This is a genomic window from Siminovitchia thermophila, from assembly GCF_016909185.1.
Classification (GTDB): Bacteria; Bacillota; Bacilli; order Bacillales; family Bacillaceae_C; genus Siminovitchia; species Siminovitchia thermophila.
The window spans coordinates 35033-60315 of sequence record NZ_JAFBFH010000030.1 but is presented as its reverse complement, the minus strand read 5'-3'; the positions used below and the strand labels follow the sequence as shown (position 1 = coordinate 60315).

The 25283-nt window shown below is 42.7% G+C and carries 20 protein-coding genes and 1 pseudogene; 20 read left to right on the top strand and 1 reads right to left on the bottom strand.

Annotated elements, in window-relative coordinates:
• Positions 1-57 precede the first annotated feature (57 nt).
• The 19 genes from JOC94_RS17525 to hfq all read left to right on the top strand — a co-directional run bounded on the left by JOC94_RS17525 (position 58) and on the right by hfq (position 21557).
• Positions 58-315: a DUF3243 domain-containing protein gene (locus tag JOC94_RS17525; protein ID WP_077111673.1), complete on the top strand. Its 258-nt coding sequence runs from the start codon at positions 58-60 to the stop codon at positions 313-315.
• A 133-nt stretch (positions 316-448) separates the two neighbouring features.
• A complete protein-coding gene (locus JOC94_RS17520; protein WP_077111672.1) occupies positions 449-1249 on the top strand; it encodes a DUF3388 domain-containing protein in 801 nt (266 codons plus the stop codon).
• Between the two features lie 5 nt (positions 1250-1254).
• Positions 1255-2208: a helix-turn-helix domain-containing protein gene (locus JOC94_RS17515; protein WP_328799809.1), complete on the top strand. Its 954-nt coding sequence runs from the start codon at positions 1255-1257 to the stop codon at positions 2206-2208.
• 127 nt (positions 2209-2335) lie between these two features.
• On the top strand, positions 2336-2914 hold the full coding sequence (gene pgsA / locus JOC94_RS17510; RefSeq protein ID WP_077111670.1) for a CDP-diacylglycerol--glycerol-3-phosphate 3-phosphatidyltransferase: 579 nt from the start codon (positions 2336-2338) through the stop codon (positions 2912-2914).
• A gap of 17 nt (positions 2915-2931) precedes the next feature.
• Positions 2932-4185: a competence/damage-inducible protein A gene (locus tag JOC94_RS17505; RefSeq protein WP_205179987.1), complete on the top strand. Its 1254-nt coding sequence runs from the start codon at positions 2932-2934 to the stop codon at positions 4183-4185.
• A 1022-nt stretch (positions 4186-5207) separates the two neighbouring features.
• A complete protein-coding gene (gene recA / locus JOC94_RS17500) occupies positions 5208-6245 on the top strand; it encodes a recombinase RecA (RefSeq protein WP_077111668.1) in 1038 nt (345 codons plus the stop codon).
• Between the two features lie 907 nt (positions 6246-7152).
• Positions 7153-8715 carry a ribonuclease Y gene (rny, locus tag JOC94_RS17495; RefSeq protein ID WP_077111667.1) on the top strand — a complete coding sequence of 521 codons (1563 nt, stop codon included), beginning with the start codon at positions 7153-7155 and terminating at the stop codon, positions 8713-8715.
• Between the two features lie 150 nt (positions 8716-8865).
• The gene (locus JOC94_RS17490; RefSeq protein ID WP_077111666.1) at positions 8866-9663 is read left to right on the top strand and encodes a TIGR00282 family metallophosphoesterase; all 798 of its coding nucleotides are present in this window, start codon (positions 8866-8868) and stop codon (positions 9661-9663) included.
• A gap of 142 nt (positions 9664-9805) precedes the next feature.
• The gene (gene spoVS, locus JOC94_RS17485; protein ID WP_077111665.1) at positions 9806-10066 is read left to right on the top strand and encodes a stage V sporulation protein SpoVS; all 261 of its coding nucleotides are present in this window, start codon (positions 9806-9808) and stop codon (positions 10064-10066) included.
• Between the two features lie 223 nt (positions 10067-10289).
• Positions 10290-10541, top strand: a complete 252-nt coding sequence (locus tag JOC94_RS17480; protein WP_077111664.1) for a hypothetical protein — start codon at positions 10290-10292, stop codon at positions 10539-10541.
• 299 nt (positions 10542-10840) lie between these two features.
• The gene (gene miaB, locus JOC94_RS17475; protein ID WP_077111663.1) at positions 10841-12391 is read left to right on the top strand and encodes a tRNA (N6-isopentenyl adenosine(37)-C2)-methylthiotransferase MiaB; all 1551 of its coding nucleotides are present in this window, start codon (positions 10841-10843) and stop codon (positions 12389-12391) included.
• Positions 12384-12812 carry a RicAFT regulatory complex protein RicA family protein gene (locus JOC94_RS17470; RefSeq protein ID WP_077111662.1) on the top strand — a complete coding sequence of 143 codons (429 nt, stop codon included), beginning with the start codon at positions 12384-12386 and terminating at the stop codon, positions 12810-12812. Before miaB ends, JOC94_RS17470 begins: the two co-directional genes overlap by 8 nt.
• A 335-nt stretch (positions 12813-13147) precedes the next feature.
• A complete protein-coding gene (cotE, locus tag JOC94_RS17465) occupies positions 13148-13699 on the top strand; it encodes an outer spore coat protein CotE (RefSeq protein WP_077111661.1) in 552 nt (183 codons plus the stop codon).
• A 177-nt stretch (positions 13700-13876) separates the two neighbouring features.
• Positions 13877-16453 carry a DNA mismatch repair protein MutS gene (mutS, locus tag JOC94_RS17460; RefSeq protein ID WP_077111660.1) on the top strand — a complete coding sequence of 859 codons (2577 nt, stop codon included), beginning with the start codon at positions 13877-13879 and terminating at the stop codon, positions 16451-16453.
• A gap of 21 nt (positions 16454-16474) precedes the next feature.
• Positions 16475-18343, top strand: coding sequence for a DNA mismatch repair endonuclease MutL (gene mutL / locus JOC94_RS17455; protein ID WP_077111830.1), 1869 nt, complete (start codon positions 16475-16477; stop codon positions 18341-18343).
• Between the two features lie 70 nt (positions 18344-18413).
• Positions 18414-18680 (top strand): hypothetical protein, encoded by a 267-nt coding sequence (locus JOC94_RS17450; protein ID WP_253191885.1) that lies wholly within the window; start codon positions 18414-18416, stop codon positions 18678-18680.
• Positions 18681-18773: 93 nt separating this feature from the next.
• On the top strand, positions 18774-20267 hold the full coding sequence (gene glpK / locus JOC94_RS17445; protein ID WP_077111658.1) for a glycerol kinase GlpK: 1494 nt from the start codon (positions 18774-18776) through the stop codon (positions 20265-20267).
• 78 nt (positions 20268-20345) lie between these two features.
• Positions 20346-21299, top strand: coding sequence for a tRNA (adenosine(37)-N6)-dimethylallyltransferase MiaA (gene miaA / locus JOC94_RS17440; protein ID WP_077111657.1), 954 nt, complete (start codon positions 20346-20348; stop codon positions 21297-21299).
• Positions 21300-21326: 27 nt separating this feature from the next.
• Positions 21327-21557 carry an RNA chaperone Hfq gene (gene hfq, locus JOC94_RS17435; protein WP_077111656.1) on the top strand — a complete coding sequence of 77 codons (231 nt, stop codon included), beginning with the start codon at positions 21327-21329 and terminating at the stop codon, positions 21555-21557.
• A gap of 1208 nt (positions 21558-22765) precedes the next feature.
• On the opposite strand, the pseudogene JOC94_RS17430 reads toward hfq, so the two are convergent.
• A pseudogene (locus JOC94_RS17430) lies at positions 22766-23643 on the bottom strand (IS4 family transposase); the annotation flags it as partial.
• 649 nt (positions 23644-24292) lie between these two features.
• Between JOC94_RS17430 and spoVK the strand changes: the two are divergent.
• Positions 24293-25243, top strand: coding sequence for a stage V sporulation protein K (spoVK, locus tag JOC94_RS17425; RefSeq protein WP_077110299.1), 951 nt, complete (start codon positions 24293-24295; stop codon positions 25241-25243).
• Positions 25244-25283 lie beyond the last annotated feature (40 nt).

Below are 25283 nucleotides of genomic sequence, written 5' to 3'. Positions count from 1 at the left end.
TCATGTAAAGTGACAAATAATAACATTGTACGAATTTAGTGAAGGAGGCATTTGATCATGTCAGTACTTGAAAACTGGGAACAATGGAAAAACTTTCTCGGAGACCGCCTAGACCAAGCACAACGGCAAGGAATGTCAGATGAGATTATTAACCAAATGGCGCATCAGGTTGGGGACTATTTAGCAAAGCAAGTTGATCCTAAAAATGAACAGGAAAGAGTGTTATCAGATTTGTGGTCAGTTGCGTCTGAAGAGGAGCAACAAGCCATCGCGCGTGTAATGGTTAAGCTGGTTGAAAATAACAGCACTCACTGATGAAGCATAGAGAGGACGTACTCCTCTCTTTTTTTTTCGTCATTTTTTTCTTTTAACTTTAATAAAAATCAGATATGATATAAGCTAGAAATGAATGGTTGGGGCATTTTTCGTTTTGAGGAGCTGTAAAAAGATGGACCGAAAAGAATGGTATTTAGAATATGAGATCAAAATTGACCGGCCTGGTTTGTTAGGGGATATTTCATCCCTTTTAGGCATGCTCTCCATTAATATTGTCAGTATTAACGGGATAGACAGCGGGCGGCGTGGATTGCTGATTCGGGCGCAAAACGAAGATCAAATTATCCGCCTTCAATCTATATTGGAAACCGTAGAAACGATTAAAGTAAGAAAAATGAGGGAACCTAAATTAAGAGATAAGCTGGCAGTCCGTCATGGACGTTATATACAAAGGGATCACGATGATAAGAAAACATTCCGCTTTGTTAGAGATGAGCTTGGAATTCTTGTCGATTTTATGGCCGAATTGTTTAAAGAGAAAGGCCATAAACTTATTGGGATCCGGGGAATGCCGCGAGTCGGCAAAACAGAATCGGTTGTTGCAGCAAGTGTCTGTGCAAATAAAAAGTGGCTGTTTGTTTCATCCACCTTGTTAAAGCAGACGATCCGCAAAGAGTTAATCAAAGATGAATATAATGAAAATAACATTTTCATTATAGACGGGATCGTTTCCAGAAGAAGGGCGGACGAGCGGCATTTGCAGCTAGTCAGGGAAATTATGAGCCTGCCTGCAGTCAAAGTAATCGAGCACCCGGATATTTTTGTTGAACATTCCGAGTATTCCATTGAAGATTTTGACTACATTATTGAACTGCGCAACAACCCGGAAGAAGAGATTACATATGAAACCGTTAATAAGCACAACTTTTTTCCTAATCAAGGAATGGGCGGTTTCGGCGGATTTGATTTTTAGGATTGGTGGTGTTTGCTTTGACTGAATTAGGGAGCCGTCTGAGAATGGCTCGTGAAGAAAAGGGAATCAGTTTGGAACAACTTCAATCAATGACAAAAATCCAAAAAAAGTATTTGATTGGGATTGAAGAAGGTAATTATGATATAATGCCGGGAAAATTTTATGCCCGGGCATTTATTAAGCAATACGCTGAAGCAGTTGGTTTATCTCCTGAAGAACTGTTTGAAGAATATCGTTCTGAAATTCCCGCTGCATATGAAGAAGATTTAACAGAGCAGCTTTCCCGGGTGCAGTCCCGAAGTTCCATGCCGGCAAGTGCAAACAAATTATTAAAGTATTTGCCTAAGATCATAGCAACAGTTGTTGTGGTCGCTACACTTTTCTTGATCTGGAATTTCTTTACAAAGTCCATTAATACAGCTGACCAGCCAGAAGGAAATAAAGAAGATCAAGCAGTTGATATAGAAGAATCTGATGATATCACTCCTCCCGAACAGCCTGCTAACAAGGAAGACAAGGAAAAAGGTTCAGGCAAAGACAACAAAGAGGACGGTCAAAACAAAGAAGACAAAGAAGATAAAAAAGACAAAAAGGACAAAGAGGACAAAGATAATAACAGCTCCGAAACCCAAAGTATAACTGCCGAAGGTGTATCTGGCAGCGTAACAACATATAAGCTGTCCAAAGCCGAAAAATTCGAATTGAAGGTCAGTGCGACTACAACCGGCGAGACATGGGTAAGTATCAGAGATGGCAGCAACCAAACCCTGTTTCAAGGAATGCTAAAAAACGGAGAAAGCCAAAGCTTCGATTTGACAGAACAAACTCAAGCATATATCGTCGCTGGACGAGCGTTGGATACGGAAATTTATGTAAATGGGGAGAAGCTGGAGTATGAGAATTCACCAGAGCAACATGTAAAACAAGATATTCAAATCCAATTTGAAAAGGGAGAGTGATCTTGTAGCGAAGCAGCCGCTTAAAAGCGGCTATTTTTTGTCAGACTGGATCGTATAAAAAAATGGACACAAATCGCCTGGTTAGCTTCAGGCGCCTGAAGCTTTTCTTGATGGGAGGACATTATAGATGAATTTACCTAACAAAATAACCGTAGCAAGAATTTTATTAATCCCCGTCTTCCTTATATTAATGCTTGTACCGTTTGAATGGGGAAGCTGGCATATATTTGGGACCGAAATAAAAGCGGCTCATATTGTCGGTGCTGTTGTATTTATTATCGCTTCCATCACGGATTGGATTGACGGATATTTTGCACGAAAGTTAAAACTCGTTACGAACTTGGGAAAATTTCTCGATCCCCTTGCCGACAAACTGCTCGTTTCCGCCGCGTTAATCGTACTCGTTGAAATGCACTTGGCTCCATCCTGGGTCGTAATAACGATTATAAGCCGCGAGTTTGCCGTTACGGGGCTGCGATTGATTCTGGCGGGATCTGGGGAAGTGGTCGCGGCCAACATGCTTGGGAAAATTAAAACATGGACGCAAATTGTTGCCATCAGTGCCTTGCTTCTTCATAACATACCATTTTCGGCAATCAACTTCCCGTTTGCGGATATTATGCTGTATATTTCCCTTATCTTTACTGTTTGGTCAGGTTATGAGTACTTTCATATAAATCGGAGCATCTTTAAACATTCGAAATGACAGGAAGTGATCAATGAATGAAAGCGGAAATCATTGCAGTGGGAACGGAGCTATTACTTGGACAAATTGCCAATACAAACGCCCAATATTTGTCGCAACAATTGGCGGAAATTGGTGTGAATGTATATTTTCATACAGTCGTTGGCGATAACCCCGACCGGCTTGTTCAGGCAATCAGACAGGCCGAAACAAGAGCCGATCTTCTGATTTTTACGGGTGGGCTGGGTCCGACTCAAGACGATTTGACGAAAGAAATTGTCGCCAAGCACCTTGGCAAACAACTGACAACCGATGAATACGCTTGGAAAAAGATCCAGGAATACTTTGAGCGGACTGGAAGAAAGATGACTCCGAATAATAAAAAACAAGCAGATGTTATTGAGGGGGGAAAAGTTCTTCCGAATGAACACGGAATGGCCCCCGGGATATTCCTGCAAAATGACTCGAAGTACTACATGTTGTTGCCGGGTCCTCCGCATGAAATGAAACCGATGTTCAGGATTTACGGTCGAGAAGCCATCTTGGACCAGCTTGAACAACAGGAGCGCATTGAATCGCGGGTTCTTCGTTTTTTTAATATTGGTGAATCACAAATAGCCCATGAGCTTTCGGATCTGATAGAATCGCAATCCAATCCGACCGTGGCCCCGCTTGCCGGTGCTGGTGAAGTGACGATTAGAATTACGGCCAGGCATGAACAAGAAGTCATGGCGGTTTCGATGCTGGATGATATTGAAAAACGAATATTAGAGAGAGTGGGGGAATATTTTTACGGATATGATGATACTTCCCTCATGGCTGAATTGCTGAAATTGCTTGAAGAGCGCCAGTTGACCATTGCCGCAGCAGAAAGTTTGACCGGCGGCTTGTTCCAGTCGGAAATGACATCAGTTGTTGGTGTAAGCACCATGCTGCTTGGCGGGATTGTCTGTTATTCCAATAAAGCAAAAATCAAGCTTTGCAATGTTAAGCCGGAAACAATTGAAAAGCATGGCGCCGTCAGCGAACAATGTGCGGCAGAGCTTGCTTCAAACGTCCGCGAAGCTCTTGGTGCGGATATCGGAATCAGTTTTACCGGAGTTGCAGGCCCTGATTCACTTGAAGGCCATCCGGCGGGAACAGTCTGGATCGGCATTGCTTTTAAAGACCAGCCAGCGAAGGCATTGCTTGCCAAAATGGCCGGAACCCGCAACGGAAATCGCAAACGTTCAGTAAAAATGGGTTGCTATCACTTATTAAAAGAATTACAAAAAAGTCGGAAAATTGACTAGTAAGAGCGAGTAACAGGCAATAATAGTCAATAATGAAGGCGTTGGGGCTGGGACATAAGCAAATACGAAATAACCGAACAATTCATTTATGATTGTTCGGTTTATTTGTGTTAAAAAAATCCCGATCATCGCTACGTCAACATATTTCGCTTTCCGCAGGTCTCTTCAGCTTCCTCGGAAAGCAAAGGTCGCTTTCCTGCGGGATTTTCAGTCGAGCTATTCCCGCAGGAGTCTACCTATTTTGACGACGCTAAAAGCTTGCGTATGATACACTGGGCCATTTATCCCGCATGTAAGGTGCCGTAAGACTCCCGCTTCAAAATCTTGAGTGAATATAAAGAAAACGGCACCTAAATGCCCGATTGGTTCAACTAGCATTCAGCAGGAGATGGAAGAAAACTCCCTACTGAATGAAGTTTCACTTTATCCCGCATGTAAGGTACTCCCGCTTCAAGACCTGAGTTGATTTTGCAGGATTCCTCTGAAGTAGCTGGTGGAGATGGATTTCAAGAAGTTATCGCCATTGTACAAGCCCCAAAATTCCACGTGTACCTTTTCGAGTTCACGTGGCCGCTTTGCCTTGATTGTGTCCCAAAAACACCCTCGCCCCCTTTTGGCTGCTTTGGAACAATAGTGGCTATGCTCGTGAATCCGATCATCAGCCTTCGTGCCCGTGATGCTATTAAAGATAAAGGAAAACTCGTCGCGAGACCAGATGAATTGTACTCGAAGCAGGCTGTCCCATATATAGGATTTTCATCCCTATGGACGCTCCCTCTTTCATTTTAAAGCCCGCGGAACATTTTTTAATATCATCAAAAATTAAGATTTATACTGTTTTATTCCGTTAAAAATCAATATTCGTATCATCAAATTGTAATTTTGCAAGAAAACAGCCTAGAAAAATACCAGAATGAATGTTCGCTTTTTCCTTGGCAATGGTTTGAAAAAAAGGTATAATAAGATCAGTTCGAACTGATATAACACACCATTGATCATGATAAATACGAGGAGGAAAATTTGTGAGTGATAGACAAGCTGCACTTGATATGGCTTTAAAGCAAATAGAAAAGCAATTTGGAAAAGGTTCTATCATGAAGCTGGGGGAGCAGACTGATCGTAAAATCTCGACGATTCCCAGCGGTTCGTTGGCTTTAGATATTGCACTCGGTGTTGGCGGATACCCGAGAGGAAGGGTCATTGAAATTTACGGGCCTGAAAGTTCGGGTAAAACGACTGTTGCGCTTCACGCGATTGCGGAAGCCCAAGCTCGCGGGGGGCAGGCGGCTTTTATTGATGCCGAGCATGCGCTTGATCCGGTTTATGCCCAAAAGCTGGGCGTTAACATAGATGAGCTGCTTTTATCCCAGCCGGATACAGGTGAGCAGGCGCTTGAGATAGCGGAAGCTCTTGTACGAAGCGGAGCCATTGAAATGATCGTCATTGACTCGGTTGCCGCTCTCGTGCCAAAAGCGGAAATTGAAGGAGAAATGGGGGATTCCCACGTTGGTTTGCAGGCGCGGCTCATGTCCCAGGCCCTCAGAAAGCTTTCCGGAGCAATCAATAAGTCTAAGACGATCGCCATATTTATTAACCAAATTAGGGAGAAAGTGGGCGTCATGTTCGGTAATCCGGAAACGACACCTGGTGGACGGGCTTTGAAGTTTTATTCTTCGGTCCGGCTTGAAGTCCGTCGTGCCGAGCAGCTTAAGCAAGGACAGGATGTAGTTGGAACGAAGACGAAGATTAAAATTGTCAAAAACAAAGTGGCGCCTCCTTTCCGTGTAGCCGAAGTAGATATTATGTATGGAGAAGGCATTTCCCGTGAAGGAGAAATTATCGACATGGGATCCGAGCTGGATATTATTCAAAAAAGCGGGGCGTGGTATTCATATAACGATGAGCGGCTTGGGCAAGGACGTGAAAACGCCAAGCAGTTTCTGCGCGAGAATGAAGATTTGCGGGATGAAATTATGGTGAAAATCCGCAACCATCACGGCTTGGATGAAGTAAAAGCAGATAATGAAGAAGAACAGGAAGAATTAACACTGTTAGATTGATCCTTTCAACAGCAGAGCGCCGGCTTTGCTGTTTTTGTTTTTCGCCTAGTGATCTTGCAGAATAGAGGATACAAGTCCGAAGATGTGAACGTTAAAGTGATAAAGAACTTAACAGTGTGTGCCGAGATGTTGCATGGACCCAACTCCCGATTTGGGGACGACTCCATTCGAGCCAATCGGTTAGAAAGGACGATGCAAGGTGAGTTCGGCAAGATGAGACTCCATCCAAGCTTTATTCAAATGGGAGCTGTTAAAAAGAAAGGCTCCCGTTTTTAGCTGGTGAGATCTCGTTGATCTGCACAATGCTCATAGCGGCCCGCAGGCGTTCTTATGCCCCTCAGGTGCAAACCGCTCAGAACTGTCGTCATTCGGCTGTTCACATACCGAGCAGAGAAAAAATCGACCGGGAACTTGAGGAAGGAAAATCAGAGCTGGCATAAAAGAAAGCCTGTTCACGTCAAAAACCGTGTAACGGCTGATCAAACGAACGTATACTGTCATTGTCTTGTAGCGACTCGTTAGTGAGAGGTACGAAACTCTGCGCATGAGGGTTCCAAAAAGGAAGGCGAACCCTCACAACAATGATTGGCGGACATTACAAAACAAGGGTGAAAGTTTGAAATTCTGTAATATATCTTTACATCAATCTTTATCCGGGTTCATCCCCCTTCTTGTTAAAAGCGAAAGTTTTTCAATGCAAAAAAGAAGGCGGTTTCATCTTTTACTGGTGAACAAGGAGCCATCCCTTGACAATAGTTGTCCACACCTTTAAAATTAACTTGTATATTTTACAAATTTTTTTCACGTGAAATTTGAGCTTGGCTCTGTATATTGAAAGCTTTGTAACAATGTACCAGCCGACAGTTAGATTGCATGATACAAGTTTATAGCAAGAGGGGGTGAAATCATGGATTCAACCATATTCATCATCTCCATTTTGCTTACCCTTATCGTCGGTGTAGTTGTTGCCTATTTCATCTTTAAAACATTTGCTCAAGCAAAGATAACAGGCGCCCAAGGTTCTGCAACACAAATATTGGAAGATGCAAAGCGTGAAGCAGAATCTTTGAAAAAGGAAGCCTTGTTGGAAGCGAAGGATGAAAATCACAAACTTCGTATTGAAACTGAACGAGAACTTCGTGAAAGACGAGCTGAATTGCAAAAACAGGAAAATCGCTTATTGCAAAAGGAGGAGAACCTCGACAGAAAAGATGATACTCTTGCCAAGCGTGAAGACCAGCTTGAAAAGAAAGAGGACTCTCTTAATGAAAGACAACAACATATTGAAGAGATGGAAAGCAAAGTGGATGAAATGATCCGCCAGCAAAAAGCGGAATTAGAACGCATTTCGAGACTAACACGCGAGGAAGCGAAGTCACTTCTTTTAGAAAGTCTTAACAAAGAGTTGGCTCATGACACTGCTTTAATGATAAAAGAAAGTGAAACGCGAGCCAAGGAAGAAGCGGACAAAAAGGCGAAAAACATTCTTTCGCTTGCAATCCAGCGTTGTGCAGCCGACCATGTTGCCGAAACGACTGTGTCAGTGGTCAACTTGCCAAACGATGAAATGAAGGGGCGGATTATCGGCCGGGAAGGCAGGAACATCCGAACTCTTGAAACATTGACGGGCATAGACTTGATTATCGATGACACACCGGAAGCGGTAATACTGTCAGGCTTTGACCCAATCAGGCGGGAAACTGCTAGAATCGCACTCGAAAAGCTTGTACAAGACGGACGCATCCACCCAGCCCGAATCGAAGAAATGGTTGAAAAAGCAAGGCGCGAGGTTGATGAACATATTCGGGAAGTCGGGGAACAAACCACTTTTGAAGTTGGAGTTCATGGCCTGCATCCTGATTTGATCAAAATTCTCGGTCGCTTAAAATACCGGACGAGCTACGGACAAAATGTTCTGAAACATTCAATGGAAGTTGCTCATTTATCCGGGCTGCTCGCTGCAGAACTTGGTGAGGATGAAGCGCTGGCTCGTCGTGCCGGACTGTTGCACGATATCGGGAAAGCCATCGACCATGAAGTGGAAGGCAGCCACGTAGAAATCGGAATTGAACTGGGTACCAAATATAAGGAGCATCCTGTTGTTATTAACAGTATTGCCTCCCACCATGGGGACACCGAGCCAACATCCATCATATCTGTATTGGTTGCTGCTGCAGATGCGTTATCTGCCGCAAGGCCGGGAGCCCGCAGTGAGACATTGGAAAGCTATATTAAACGACTTGAAAAGCTGGAAGAGATTTCGGAATCGTATGATGGTGTAGAAAAATCTTTTGCCATTCAGGCTGGAAGAGAAGTTCGAATCATTGTCAAGCCGGAACAGATCAACGATTTGGAGGCCCATCGACTTGCACGTGATATTCGGAAAAGAATTGAGGAAGACCTTGACTATCCGGGCCACATAAAAGTTACTGTTATTCGAGAAACGAGAGCAGTTGAATATGCAAAATAAAGCGGTGTGACATCACACCGCTTTTTCTGTGGAAAGAGCACACCAGAGTATGGGCTCGTAAGTTCGCGGGAAAACTTAAGTCGGGAAACATGTAACCGATGCGGACATAGACAGGGCAAAACGTTTAATTTAAAGGATAGAGGAGTTTACATGAATATTTTATTTGTTGGAGATGTAGTTGGTGCTCCAGGAAGAAAAATGGTAAAGGAATACTTGCCGAAACTGAAAAGCCATTTCCGACCTCATCTTACGATCGTGAATGGAGAAAACAGTGCCGGGGGAAGAGGAATTACGGAAGAGATATATAAACAGCTGCTTGAAGCGGGGGCCAATGTCGTTACTCTCGGCAATCATGCATGGGATAATAAAAATATATTTGAATTTATTGATCGGGCCAAGTACATGGTCAGACCGGCTAATTTTCCTCAGGCCCCAGGAACAGGAATCGCTTATGTCAGAATAAATGATGTAGAAGCAGCGGTGATTAATTTGCAAGGCCGGACATTTATGACCCCTCTCGAATGTCCGTTCCAAAAAGCCGAGGAGTTAGTGTTTGAGGCAAAAAATCGCACGGATATAATATTTGTCGATTTCCACGCGGAAGCAACGAGCGAGAAACAGGCAATGGGTTGGTTCCTTGATGGCAAGGTGACGGCTGTAATTGGCACACATACACATGTTCAGACCGCCGATAACCGGATTTTACCAGGGGGTACGGCCTATTTGTCGGATGTAGGCATGACGGGTCCCTACGATGGCATTCTGGGTATGGAAAAAGATGCAGTCATTTATCGTTTTATTACTGGGTTGCCGGCCAGGTTTGAAGTGCCAAATAGCGGACGAAAGCAGTTGAGTGCCTGTATCATTCAAATCAATAAAAATTCTGGTAAAGCGACTTCCATTGAAAGAATATTAATCAACGACGACACGCCTTTTTTTGCTGGCTGACAGTCAAGTAATACGCTTCCACATGTTTCGGACAAACCGGAATAGTTCCGCCTGCGACCGAATATAGTAAAAATGGAAAGGTCTACCGCGATTGCATTCACTCATGCGATCGATATGGGGAAATGACAAGGAGGAACAGTAGATGGAGATCTTAAAAGTTTCAGCAAAATCCAACCCAAATTCCGTGGCGGGCGCATTAGCGGGCGTTCTGCGCGAAAGAGGCGGCGCGGAGATTCAGGCAATTGGAGCGGGGGCATTAAATCAGGCAGTAAAAGCAGTTGCGATTGCAAGAGGATTTGTCGCCCCGGCGGGAGTAGATTTAATTTGTATTCCAGCGTTTACAGACATATTGATTGATGGGGAAGAACGGACGGCCATAAAGTTGATTGTGGAACCGAGATAATATAAATAAAACGTCCCATACAAGGCAATTTGAGCTGGCTTCACTTTTAGGGGAGCAGCTTTTTTTATTGACCAAATAACTAAATATTGGAATTCGGGCAGATGCCTGGGAAGAAAATAATCTTTTGTACAGTGCAAAAACCGCTTCATTTACGTATACATATAGTACAAGTATTTCGCAAACCATGACAAGGAACAAGAAGGCAAAAAAGGAAGTGTGTAACATGTTTGAACCGTATAATGTTGCCATTGTTCCATTAATCGTCGGAATCGTGCAGTTGTTAAAAATATATGGGCTTCCAGCAAAATTTTCACCATTGGCAGCCATCCTTATAGGGCTCGTATTCGGTGTTTTTCTTCTGGCAGATAATATAAAAGAAGGCATCATTATTGGCCTGATGTTCGGACTCTCCGCAAGCGGCCTTTACAGTGGTGGCAAAAATTTAATGGAGAATGGGAACAGAGATTCAAAATAAGGGCTCTTCTATGAGCCTTTTTTTATTGGGTTGGAAATAAGAAAAGCTTATTCGGCGTGGTGAACTTGTATCCGGATAACTTGGCAGCCGCTTCGCTCGATTGTTTTTAAACGTCCTTGTTTTTTCGAAAAATGGCCAACAATCATAGCCTTCTGTTGTATTCATCCCCAAAAGAGATTATACTATTAGAATGTATGGATAAATAAGGGTTAACACTTACATTCGTGCTTGATACATTTTGATATAGAATCTGCCATTCACATGGCACCTTGTCTTTAGTGATTAGAAAGGGGATTTTTATGAACGAAAAACAACGTTTGGAAAGCCAGCAAGCAAAGCAGCAAACGTCCTTCCAAAAACAAGAGAAGGATTACAGCCAATATTTCCAAACTGTCTATATGCCACCTTCCCTGAAAGATGCGAGAAAAAGAGGCAGGGAAGAAATTGAGTACCATAAAGACTTTGAAATTCCAGATGAGCTTCGCGAAATCGGACAGGGGAGAAAGTTTTACATCCGTACGTATGGATGCCAAATGAACGAACATGATACGGAAGTAATGGCTGGTATCTTTATGGAGCTAGGCTACCGCCATACGGAAACAATCGAAGATGCCGATGTCATTCTTTTAAACACTTGTGCTATTCGGGAAAATGCCGAAAACAAAGTGTTTGGTGAGCTGGGTCACTTAAAACCGTTGAAATTGGAAAAACCGGATCTTCTCATCGGGGTATGCGGCTGTATGTCCCAGGAGGAATCGGTAGTAAACCGAATTCTGCAAAAACACCATTTTGTGGACATGATCTTTGGAACTCATAATATTCACCGGCTTCCACAAATTTTAAACGAAGCGTATATGTCTAAGGAAATGGTTATTGAAGTCTGGTCCAAAGAAGGGGACATCATCGAAAACCTTCCTAAAGTGCGCATGGGCAATATTAAAGCTTGGGTTAACATTATGTATGGCTGTGATAAATTTTGCACGTATTGCATCGTTCCGTACACTCGCGGAAAAGAAAGAAGCCGGCGCCCCGAAGATATTATTCAGGAAGTCCGCCAGTTGGCGGCCCAAGGATATAAAGAAATTACGTTGCTTGGACAAAATGTCAATGCGTATGGCAAAGATTTCGATGATATGGAATATGGACTTGGAGATTTAATGGATGACCTCAGGAAAGTAGATATTCCAAGAATTCGCTTTACAACAAGTCATCCGCGTGATTTTGATGATCGGTTAATCGAGGTCTTGGCCAAAAAAGGAAACTTGGTTGAACATATTCATCTTCCTGTGCAATCTGGTTCCAGTGACATTTTAAAAATCATGGGCCGCGTTTATACACGTGAACAATTCCTGGAGCTTGTGAGAAAGATTAAAGCGGCTATACCAGATGTGGCGTTATCCACGGATATTATCGTTGGCTTCCCCAATGAAACAGATGAACAGTTCGAGGAAACATTGTCGCTGTATCGGGAAGTGGGCTTTGAGACTGCTTATACGTTCATTTATTCGCCGCGTGAAGGCACGCCGGCTGCCCGGATGAAAGATAATGTTTCGATGGAAGTAAAAAAAGAACGACTCCAGCGCCTAAATCAGCTCGTTAATGAGTTTTCCGCCAAAGCGATGAAAAAGTATGAAGGCCAGATTGTCGAAGTGCTTGTAGAAGGAGAAAGCAAAACAAACCCCGATATATTATCGGGTTATACAAGAAAAAATAAACTGGTAAACTTTAAAGGTCCTAAATCAGCGATCGGCCAACTGGTCCATGTAAAAATCAACGAAGCAAAAACATGGACGCTTGACGGAGTGATGGTTGAAGAAAGAGAAGCGGTTGAGGTGAATTGTAATGGCTAAATACACAAAAGACGATATCGTAAATCAAGCTCATGAATTGGCAAAGATGATTGCCGATACGGAGGAAGTTGATTTTTTCAAGCGGGCAGAGGCACAAATCAATGAAAACCAAAAGGTAAGAGAGATGATTGCCAGCATTAAAAGCTTACAGAAGCAGGCAGTGAACTTCCAACATTACGGAAAAGAACGTGCATTGAAGCTTGTAGAAGAAAAAATTGAGAACTTGGAAAAAGAACTAGATGAGATTCCCATCGTTCAGGAATTTAAACAGTCGCAAACAGATGTCAATGATTTATTACAGCTTGTTGCAACTGCCATCTCCAATAAGGTAACAGACGAAATTCTGGTCTCCACCGGCGGTGATCTGCTGACGGGAGAAACAGGATCAAAAATTAAAAACAGCACTTCCAGTTGCCAATAAGCGACCCGCCATTCTTCGGATGGCGGTTTTTCTTTTACAGTAAAACTTCTTGTCTCGAATGGCCGCATATTCGGGCTTGATTGAGCATTCACCGGGCTAGTAAGTTCCCCACACGAGGTCAGGGCAACTAGCAAGCAGTAAGGATCAAACATTTTATAAAATATGCTGTTGCAAGAAAGTGAGCCTCCAACAACACCCATATGTAAACAAAGACATATGATGTATTCACCAGGAAAACTGCCTATTTTAGGCGGGGATGCACGGTCAAAAATAAGCACATGAGTCTAGGCCGATGCATACGATGAAGTGATCATGAATGAGGAGGTTTCGCTCGAATGGCAGATCATAGAGAAATTATAACGAAAGCGGTCGTAGCGAAAGGACGTAAATATACACAGTCCAACCATACGATCTCACCGCCGTACCATCCTTCGAGCATACTGGGCTGTTGGGCTATCAATCATAAATATGAAGCGCGAAAGGTCGGAAATCAAGCAGAAATTTTCGGATCTTTTGATCTTAATATTTGGTATTCCCATCACGACAATACAAAAACATCAGTTGTCACGGAAAAAGTTGATTATAAAGACGTAATCAAGCTGAAATACCGTGATCCAGATTGTTTGGATGATAAAATCGTTTCAGTCAAAGTACTCCAACAGCCTAACTGTGTCGAAGCAACGATTTCAAAGAAAGGAAACAAAATATTGGTCAATGCGGAGAGAGAATTGCTTGTCGAAGTAATTGGCGAAACAAAAGTGTGTGTCGCAATCTACCCGGATAAATGCGCATGTGATGATGAAGAAGATGATTGGGTTGAGGAATTGGATGATGAAGATTTTGAAGAGATAGACACTGATTTTCTCTTAGCGAAAGAAGAAGATTAAAACATCCGGGACCCGCTCCCGGTTTTTTCTTGGCGTCTTTAAAGGGCTCTGTTAGAATTGAGTTTGGTAAATTTGCTGGATGCTATATTGTTATGTTTATTTTGGAAAAAAAAGACGTACAGATGTTATGATATAATCATGGATAAGCTTTTTGGAATAGAAAGGAAACTGGTATAAATGCGTCAGTATACACCGATGATACAACAATATTTACGGGTGAAGGCTGAATATAAGGATGCCTTTTTATTTTTTCGTCTGGGAGATTTTTATGAGTTGTTTTTTGAAGATGCGCTCAAGGCTTCTCAAGAACTGGAAATCACGTTAACAAGCAGGGACGGCGGATCAGAAGAAAGAATCCCCATGTGCGGGGTTCCGCATCATTCCGCCGCAGGTTATATTGAACAACTGATACAAAAGGGTTATAAAGTCGCCATTTGCGAACAAACTGAAGACCCCAAACATGCGAAAGGCGTTGTCAAAAGGGAAGTCGTCCAGCTCATTACTCCTGGAACGGTAATGGACGGCAGCAAATTGGCCGCCAAAGAAAATAACTTTATAGCGGCCATTAGTTGCATAGATGAACATACATATGGTATTGCCTATACCGATCTGTCGACCGGGGAGAGCAAAGTGAGCTTGCTCGAAGGCGATTGTGAGTTGTTGTTGGACGAGTTGTCCACTATTGGTGCCAAAGAGGTTGTGGCATGCCAAGAGGATGACGAACAGCTTTTGAAGAGAATCGAAGAACGAAGCAAAGCCGTCATATCATACGAACATCAATGCTCTTTTGAGGAAGAGTTTCATCCCATTCTCGTTCATATAACGGATAAAAAGATGCATGCCCCCGCATTGCGGCTGCTGCATTACTTAAAAAGAACCCAAAAACGCAGCTTAGATCACTTGCAGCCTTTTTCAATCTATGAAAATAGTCAATTTTTGAAGATAGATTATTATTCAAAACGCAATTTGGAATTAACCGAATCTATCAGGGGAAAAGGGGTGAAAGGCACTCTGCTTTGGCTGTTGGACGAAACGGCGACCGCGATGGGCGGGAGGCTGTTAAGACAATGGCTGGACAGGCCGCTCATCCAAAGAACAGCTATTGAAAAACGGCTCCATCTCGTCGATATATTCATGAAACATTATTTTGAACGGCTTGATCTGAATGAACTGTTAAAGAGTGTCTATGATCTGGAACGACTTGCCGGAAGGGTCGCCTTTGGAAACGCCAACGCCCGTGATTTGGTACAACTTAAAAAATCGCTGATGCAAATTCCGGCAATTCGAGAACTGTTAAACGGCATTGGGGACAAGGAAACCGTACGGCTTTCGGAACGTCTTGATCCTTGTGAAGAGTTGACTGACTTACTGGAAAGGTCGATTGTTGATCATCCACCCATTTCCGTAAAAGAAGGCGGAATGATCAAAGATGGCTACCATGAAGAACTTGACAAACTTCGGGATGCCAGCCGGAATGGGAAAGATTGGATTGCCGCCTTGGAAAAGGAAGAAAGGGAAAAGACGGGGATCAAATCATTGAAAGTGGGCTATAACCGTGTATTCGGGTATTACATCGAAGTAACGCGAGCCAATGTAAAATTTCTCGAGGAAGGGCGTTATGAACGCAAACAGACGCTTACAAATGCAGAACGGTTCATCACCCCCGAATTGAAGGAAAAGGAAGCGTTGATCCTTCAGGCAGATGAAAGGTCCATCGAACTGGAGTATGACATCTTTCTTGAGATCAGGCAGATTGTCAAAACGTATATTCCAAGGCTCCAGCAATCAGCGAAAATAATTAGTGAAATTGATGTATATCAAAGCTTTGCCACCGTAAGCGAAACCCGCCATTATACAAGGCCAAAGATCAGTGAAACCCGCAAGTTAATGATTGAAAATGGCAGACATCCGGTTGTGGAAAAAGTCATCGGTTCCCAAGGATATGTCCCAAACGGCTGTATAATGGATGAACAGTATGAGATGCTTTTAATCACCGGGCCCAATATGTCCGGTAAAAGCACCTACATGCGGCAAATCGCATTAACGGCCATCATGGCCCAAATCGGTTGCTTTGTTCCCGCAGAACAGGCGGAATTACCGATATTTGATCAAATATTTACAAGGATTGGGGCGGCAGATGATTTGATTTCCGGTCAGAGTACCTTCATGGTGGAAATGCTGGAAGCGAAAAATGCCATTTCAAACGCCACCAAAAACAGTTTGATTTTGTTTGACGAAATCGGCCGGGGGACATCCACATATGACGGCATGGCTCTTGCTCAAGCGATTATTGAGTATATTCATGAAAAAATCGGCGCGAAAACATTATTTTCTACCCACTATCATGAATTGACGGCCTTGGAGGAAAAGTTGCTTCATTTAAAAAACATTCATGTCAGTGCGGCGGAGCAAGAAGGAAAGCTCGTTTTTTTACATAAAGTGAAAGATGGTCCTGCCGACAAAAGTTACGGTATTCATGTTGCCGAACTGGCTGAGTTGCCCAAGGATTTGATTGAAAGGGCACAAGAAATCTTGGCGGAACTGGAAAGCGGGGAGATAGGACAAGCTAAACCTCGTGATCAAGCCCCGAATCAACTCAATGAACAGCTGGCCTTGTTTGAGAAACCTGAAACTGGCGTGAACAGCCGTGAGAAAAAGATTTTAAAAGAAATTGAAAATCTTAATCTATTGGAGATGAACCCCCTGCAAGCATTAAATACTTTATTCTCACTCCAAAAGAAAGTAAAGAAATGACAAAAAGGGGAGTTTATCATGATGCGTGAAATTATTGAATTAAACGAAGCGTTATCCAACAAAATTGCAGCCGGTGAAGTGGTGGAAAGACCTTCTTCCGTTGTCAAAGAATTGGTGGAAAACTCCCTGGATGCGGGCAGTACGGTCATTGAAATATCCATTAAAGAAGCGGGACTCAGTGAAATTCGGGTCATTGACAATGGAAAGGGAATCGGTGAGGAGGATGTCATCGCGGCGTTTAAAAGACATGCAACAAGCAAGATAAAAGATGAGCATGATTTGTTCCGCATTAGAACACTCGGTTTCCGAGGCGAGGCGCTTCCAAGTATCGCCTCGGTTTCCCGGGTGCAGATCATAACGGCCAGGGAAGGTGAAGATGGCTCAAAAGTTGTATTGGACGGCGGAAAAATCATTGCGCATGAGAAAGCCCCATCGAGAAAGGGTACGGATATTACCGTGTCAGACTTATTTTATAATACACCGGCCCGCCTGAAATACGTAAAGAGCCTTCATACCGAAATCGGACACATTACCGATGTCGTAAACCGGTTGGCATTATCCCATCCGGATGTATCCATCCGCCTCCAGCATAATGGCCGAATTCTCCTTCAGACGAACGGAAACGGAGATATTAGACAAGTATTGGCGGCGATTTACGGGAAAAATATCGCGAGAGACATGCTGCCCATTAGTGGCCGGTCGCTTGATTTTTCCATTGAAGGGTATATATCCAGACCCGAAATGACCCGCGCTTCCAGAAATTATATTTCTACGCTCATCAATGGCAGATTCATCAAAAATTATTCTCTTGTCAAAGCGATTCTGGAAGGTTACAAAACACTCCTTCCGATCGGACGTTTCCCCATTGCGCTTATTACGATTACGATGGACCCGCTGCTCGTTGATGTGAACGTTCACCCGGCAAAATTGGAGGTTCGGCTCAGTAAAGAAATGGAACTGAATGAACTGATTACTGAAACAGTCAAGCAAGCTTTCAAAAAGGAACAGCTCATTCCACACGGGACCGCCCCTTCCCGCTCAAGAGAGCAAAGCAGTGTCCAAACAACTCTGAAGTTGGAGCCATCAACTGAACCAAATACGTACCATTCGCAGAGCAGCCGAAAAAACACATTTTTCACTAGGGAAACATTGTTGCCTCCTGAAGAAATGAAAAAGCTGTATGAACCGATTGAACAGCCTGAGGAGGAGCCACTCTCGGTCCCCCATGAAACAGAGCAGCCAGGTGTCGAGGACGAAACCTTGTTGGAGGCGCCGTCACTTGAAAAAGAAGATAGTATGGAGCATGCCAGGATGCCGGCTCTTTACCCGATCGGGCAAATGCACGGAACGTATATTTTGGCCCAAAATGAAAACGGTCTTTATTTGATTGATCAACATGCCGCCCAGGAAAGAATCAAATATGAATACTTCCGCGAAAAGCTTGGCAAAGTGGAAAATGAATGGCAGCAGCTTCTCGTTCCGATCACCATGGAATTTTCGGGAGACGAGTATATAAAAATAATAGAATACAAGGAAGAGTTAATGAAAGTCGGTGTCCTCCTAGAGGAGTTCGGCATGAACAGCTTTATTATCCGCTCTCACCCTGCATGGTTTCCGAAAGGCCGGGAAAAAATGATCGTGGAAGAGATGATCCAACAGCTGTTGACGATGAAAAAAGTAGACGTGAAAAAACTGCGGGAAGAAGCAGCCATCATGATGAGCTGCAAGGCGGCCATTAAGGCGAACAGGCATTTGCGAAATGATGAAATCCAAGCGTTGCTAGACGAGCTCCGAAGGGCGGAAGATCCGTTTACTTGCCCGCATGGCAGACCGGTCATTATTCACTTTACAGTAACAGATTTAGAAAAGATGTTTAAAAGAATTATGTAACAAATCATTCACTTAATATAATGCTTTTTTAAGGAATGAACGTTATAATGAGTATATAGGATCTGTCGAGGTGATTTTAGTGACTCTTTATATGATCATTGCCGGTGTGATCGTCAGCATTGCCGCGCTTGTTGGGACGTTTCTCGTCGGCAGGGATGTTTCTCGGCAAATGAAGCAATATGAAGAACAAGGAGATACGCCTGAGGACGAGCTTGCCCGTTCTCTCGATTATGAAAAAACGTCTTTAAAAGTAAACATTAAGCGGTTGACGTGGATATATATAGTTTTAGGTCTTGTTGTTCTATTTGTATCCATCGGTATAGCTTACTACGGCTAATCAAGCATCTTTACGATGCTTGTTTATTTTTTCACTGTTCTATCGTTTCTATTGTTATAATATATTCAATATTGGAAATATGGGAGGGGTTTGATGGAACAATATATTTTGGCGATCGACCAGGGGACGACCAGTACCAGGGCGATCTTATTTAACCATAACGGAGAAACAGTTAACATATCCCAAAGAGAATTCACTCAATATTTTCCCAGCCCCGGATGGGTGGAGCATGATGCAATTGAAATATGGGGTTCTGTATTGGCCGTCATTGCCGCATGCTTGACCGAAGTTGGTGTAAAGCCGTCTCAAGTAGCCGGAATTGGCATTTCAAATCAGCGGGAAACAGCCGTTGTATGGGATAAAGATACAGGGCAGCCGATCTATCACGCAATCGTATGGCAATCCCGGCAAACCGAAGGGATATGCAATGCCTTGAAGGAACAGAACTTGGAAGAAACATTTCGAAAAAAAACGGGGCTATTGATCGACCCCTATTTTTCAGGGACTAAGGTGAAATGGATTCTTGACAATGTCGAAGGAGCGCGGGAAAAGGCAAAAGCCGGAAAGCTTTTATTCGGCACAATCGATACATGGCTTATTTGGAAGCTGTCCGGTGGAGCGGTTCATGTAACAGACTTTTCCAATGCTTCACGCACATTGATGTATAATATCCATACGCTTGAATGGGACCAAGAGTTGTTGGATATTCTTGGCATTTCGCGATCCATGTTGCCTGAAGTGAGGCCCTCTTCGGAAGTATACGCAAAAACGGTTCCGGAACATTTTTTTGATCAGGAAATACCGATCGCTAGTGCTGCTGGAGATCAGCAGGCCGCATTGTTTGGCCAAGCTTGCTTTGAAAAAGGGATGGCTAAAAATACATATGGAACCGGATGCTTTATGTTAATGAATACAGGTGAAAAACCTGTTACTTCCAAGCACGGACTTCTTACGACCATCGCGTGGAAGGTGGGAGGGAAGCTGGAGTACGCTTTGGAAGGAAGCATATTCGTAGCCGGGTCTGCGATCCAATGGTTAAGGGACGGTTTGCAGATCATCAAAGACACTCCTTCCAGTGAAACTTACGCATCGAAAGTCGAATCGACCGATGGTGTCTATGTTGTTCCCGCTTTTGTGGGTTTGGGGACACCGTATTGGGATAGTGATGTGAGGGGGGCGGTGTTTGGCTTGACGAGAGGCACGACAAAAGAGCATTTTATCCGCGCGACCCTGGAGTCGCTCGCCTATCAAACGAAGGATGTTCTATTGTCGATGGAAGCGGATTCGGGTATTTCGCTTAAAAAGCTGCGAGTAGACGGAGGGGCAGTGAGAAACAACTTCTTAATGCAATTTCAAAGTGATCTGCTGCGTGTGGCTGTTGAAAGGCCAAAGATCAATGAAACGACAGCACTTGGAACAGCTTATCTGGCGGGACTTGCAGTTGGCTTTTGGAAAGATCAAGAAGAAATTGGTAAAAGATGGGCTTTAGATGAAAAATTCCATCCGGAAATGGCGGAAGAGCGGGCCGACAGATTATATGCCGGTTGGCAGACGGCGGTTCGGGCTGCCATGGCTTTTAAACCTTGACGAGCTTTAAACATTTTCTTTTGAATACTTTTTTTGGTAAGATAACACATAAGCAATTAGTGAAAGCAGTGAATTCCATTGAAGGAGAAAAAAAAGCTCATCGTCATTGTCGGTCCGACAGCCGTAGGAAAAACAGATACGAGCATTACAGTGGCAAAATGTTTTAACGGAGAAGTTATTAGCGGTGATTCCATGCAAGTGTATAAAGGGATGGATATTGGTACTGCCAAAATTCAACCCGATGAAATGATGGGAATTCCACATCACTTATTGGACATCAAGGAACCGGATGAGCCGTTTTCAGTCGCCGAGTTTCAAACAGTGGTCAGAAAAAAAATCAATGATATTACCGCCCGCGGCGCCGTTCCCATTATTGTCGGCGGGACAGGGCTTTATATCGCTTCGGTTTTATACGACTACAAATTTACCGATGAAGCGCCTGACACCGAATACCGCAGAGCCTTGGAAAAAAGAGCTTCAGAAGGAAAAACAGATGAACTATATCAGGAGTTGGCCGCGGTGGATCCGGAAACAGCGAGCAGTATTCATCCTCACAATGTAAAAAGGGTTATTCGCGCTTTGGAAATCTACCGCTTAACCGGAACAAAAATGAGCGAAAAACCGAAAGCAACATTGGCTGAGCCGCTTTATGACACAGCTTTAATCGGACTTACAATGGATCGCAGCAAATTGTATGAGCGCATTAACAATCGTGTAGACATCATGATGAAAATGGGCTTTCTTCAAGAAGCCAAATATTTTTATGATCAAGGCCTACGTAATGTCCAGTCTGTTCAGGCCATCGGCTATAAAGAACTTTTTGAGTACTTTGATGGGAAGCTGTCTCTGGAGGAAGCAGTTCGACTGCTGAAAAAAAACACAAGGAGATACGCGAAACGCCAGCTCACCTGGTTTCGTAATAAAATGGATGTTACATGGTTTGATATGACGAATGAAAGGGAACACTTGAATACGATTAATGAGATTGTTCAATTTATTGCAGGAAAGCTGCAATTAAAATCGAATACATAAGTATAGAGAAAAAGAGGAGGTCTTCCGATGAAGCAACCGATCAACATTCAAGATCAATTTTTAAATCAACTGCGTAAAGAAGGAATCCCTGTAACAGTGTTCTTATTAAACGGATTTCAACTGCGTGGGCAAGTAAGAGGCTTTGATAACTTTACCGTACTATTTGAAACTGAAGGCAAACAGCAGCTTGTCTTTAAACATGCCATCTCAACTTTTTCGCCCCAACGCAACGTGCAAATTAATTTTGAAGAAGAATAAAGTGAGAATTTAACGAGTGGGGATTGCCGAGAGCATTATTGGGCAATCCCCATATTATGAGGAAACATTCTATGAAGTGCTAGGCAGTATCGTCTCTAAAAGAGCAAGTGCTCTTTGATCTGGTATGTGATCCAAAGTTGAACTCCTTATTGCCACTATTCTCACAAATGAATTGGGGAACTCCTTTTTCAAGAAACGAGCAACTAAAACAGTAATGGAACATTTTACTATTCATTCAGATGAATGGATGGCGTTCTTACCTTAATCTTTAAAAGATGTCGTAACTTTCACTCTCCTTAAAGAATGGAAGGAATAACAAACAGCAGAAATAACGGCACCTCACTAACACATTGATCTATCAGCGTAGGAAGTGGATATGTCTTTAACAATATCAGCTCATCTATTGCATGACTACTAATTTTCATCTTAATGAATAATCGTATTGCACCGATCCAGAATCAATTTGAACCTCTCTTTCTACAATTCTTCATTCTTTCGTTTATTCCAAAGCAAAGTAACCGAGTAGTTTGAAACCATGCCGGCAAGTGGACTGGGGACAATTCATCGTCGATTGGAATGATAAGCAGATCATACTATTTTGCAATAAAACAAGTGAAACAACTTTAATAAAACGTTCTTCTTCAACTGAATGCGACGATTAAAATTGTTAATGCGGGAAATGTAGAGAAACACCGGTCAACTTACATGAGAGCTGGATTGTGAACAGAATTAAAAAAGGATTGAATTTTTGATTCTGGGACTAATGGAAGAATTGGAAATTTTTTTAATTAAAAAGAGCAGCATCCGTTCGTATAATATAACGTAAACTTTGGTGCGAACCCCAAGCGAACATAAAATCTCTAGGGGACCCGCACCAAAAAAAAACAGTATGATACGAAAATATATGGTAAAATTGAAAAGAAGATAGCAAAACACCTCCCAAAAACAGGTTATCCTACTAGATTTTGGGAGCAATTTTCCTTTTATTAGGAAATTTTCGCTGTCGCACTCCATGTGAGTGCGTGGATTGAAATACGCCGGGTACTACCGAGGAAAAGGAATCGAAGTATGTCGCACTCCATGTGAGTGCGTGGATTGAAATGATGCTCAAGGTAACATGAAACCTTTGCCAAAAGTGTCGCACTCCATGTGAGTGCGTGGATTGAGATCGCTGTGTCGATCCTTTTTTCCTTTTAGCCACTTCCTGTAATCGCCCAAGGGTTCCGGATATTGTTCCAGCTGCTTGATCTTTCGTCGGCGCTCAAATCAAACCGATTTGTAATGAAATGTAGTACATTCCCTTTTGAATCCATCACTTTTAGAAAACGAAAGTAATTTTCAGCACGGTTTTGAGTCGTACCAATCAGCACCATTTGATCCGATAAAACAGTCGTATCCTCGGGCAATTTAAAATTGTAAATTTATCGCATGGCAGCGTTTTTACGTAGTCTAGATAGAAAAAAGTAGCCGTCATCAGTCATGCGGTCAAAGCGCTCGTAGTCCAGATAGCCACGGTCAAACACATACATGCACTCCTTGTCATCCACCATGATTTCAAGCTGACCACGGTCGTGTTCTTTTGCCGTTGTTTGGACGGCTTTTTCGGGATAGGAAGTTCCTTTTTCCATAAATACAAGGCGTAGATGCAGTTTCACACCGGCTTTTGTCTTGCGGAACTTTGCCCACCTATGGTTGGTTAAACTCAGTGGCAATGTGCTTGAATCTATGATTTTTAACGGCATAACAAGTTTTGTATATGGCATGCATTTGTGAGACTAAGTCAAGGAGAAGCTCTTGAAATAGATCTGGATTCATGCCATTTAATCGGCGTGACAGCTGCGAAATACTGATCGAATCAAGGTCAATCTCTTTTTAGAAGATGATCGTCGAAAAGACAATCACTTAGCGTATGAAAACTTTCTATTTCATGTAGCTGCGCAAAAAGCAGTAATTTTAGGAATGGCTCTGTCGTTAATTTTTTCGTATAGAAATCTAATTTCATGGTTTTCACCTGTTCTTCAAATAATGAAAAATTAATTGGTGAAAACCATTGTCCAAATGAAGTTTTTCGTGTAATTTTGTCCATGAGTTTGTGTCCTTTTTAGTGGATTTGGATGGGTTTCTATGCAAAAAATGACAAAATTGAATATTTAGCGTATTTTCAAAAGTGGAATTTAATTAATGCAACACTAGGTGTTATTTTAGAAAAAAATGAAGCGTTTTCATGAAGGGTAAAAAACTGAAACGCATAGATGGAGAGGTGTCAGAAGATTTAGCTTTCTAAAAGTATTTCCCAAAAGGGAGGAAGTTCATTTTACTAAATGTATGTAATGTATGGTACTCGTTAGTCGAGAAGGTATGCTAATATGTTTTCAACATAACATTAATATAATGAATGTGTACTCACCTGTTACTTGGAGTGGCAGGCGGATTAGCTTTAAATAGCTGGTTCCTGGCCCGTCAACTTGCTGCGCAGAGGCACGAACTATCTTTCAGGAAAACGGCAGTTGAAAATAAATTGTTCCGTTTAGTGTTGAAACCGAGCTTGTTAGTAGTTTATGGGCGTAAAGAAAAAGAACCCCAAACTGCAGGAAGCAGCGTTTTTTTATTAATAGCCCAGTCGTCCTCCTTATGTAATGAGGCTGGCTTTTTTCGAATATAATGGGATACAAACAATATGAGGAACAAAATGTCATATTGGGCGTATACTGTTTCTGAATGCGAGGTGATGGGCTGTGGATGAACCAATCAAGATGAAGAATAATGGCCAGATCAGTATAATGCTCAACATGCATAAAAGGGATAAACATAAAGATGGACATGGTCATGCTGTTTCCAAATCATTGCCCGGCCAACATGCCATCTTAAATGAAATTGAAAGTGAGATGGATTCCCTTGTAGGACTCAACCACATAAAGAAAACAATGAAGGAAATTTATGCGTGGATTTACATTAACAAAAAACGGGAAGCTGCAGGATTAAAAGCCGGTCCTCAAGTGTTGCATATGATGTTCAAAGGAAATCCGGGAACAGGAAAAACGACTGTCGCCAGGCTGATTGGCAAATTGCTCCATAAAATGGAGGTTCTTCCTAAAGGACATCTGATTGAAGCGGAAAGGGCTGATCTTGTTGGCGAGTACATTGGCCACACTGCACAAAAAACACGGGATTTAATCAAAAAAGCATCCGGCGGTATTTTATTCATTGATGAAGCCTATTCACTTGGCCGCGGTGGTGAGAAAGACTTTGGCAAAGAAGCGATTGATACCCTTGTTAAACATATGGAAGATAAACAGCATACCTTTATTTTAATCCTGGCTGGATATTCAAAAGAAATGGATTATTTTTTAAGTTTAAATCCCGGCCTTCACTCCAGGTTTCCACTTGTCTTTCATTTTCCGGACTACTCTGTCAATGAATTAATGGAAATTGCCAGACGCATGTTACGAGAGAAGCAATATGAATTTACCCATGAAGCAGAAGCGAAATTGAAAGATCATCTTATATACGCCAAAGGTGTGAACAGATCCACATTTTCCAATGGACGGTATGTCCGCAATATTATCGAAGGCGCGGTGCGGGCGCAGGCCATGCGGCTTCTTTCCGAAAGCAGGTTGAACCGTAATAATTTGATGACGCTTCATAGCCGCGATTTGGTCTTTGCGAAAAATAACACCTATACTTAAATGTCCACTCCGACTTCTGGCGGAGTTTCTTTTTTCTTTC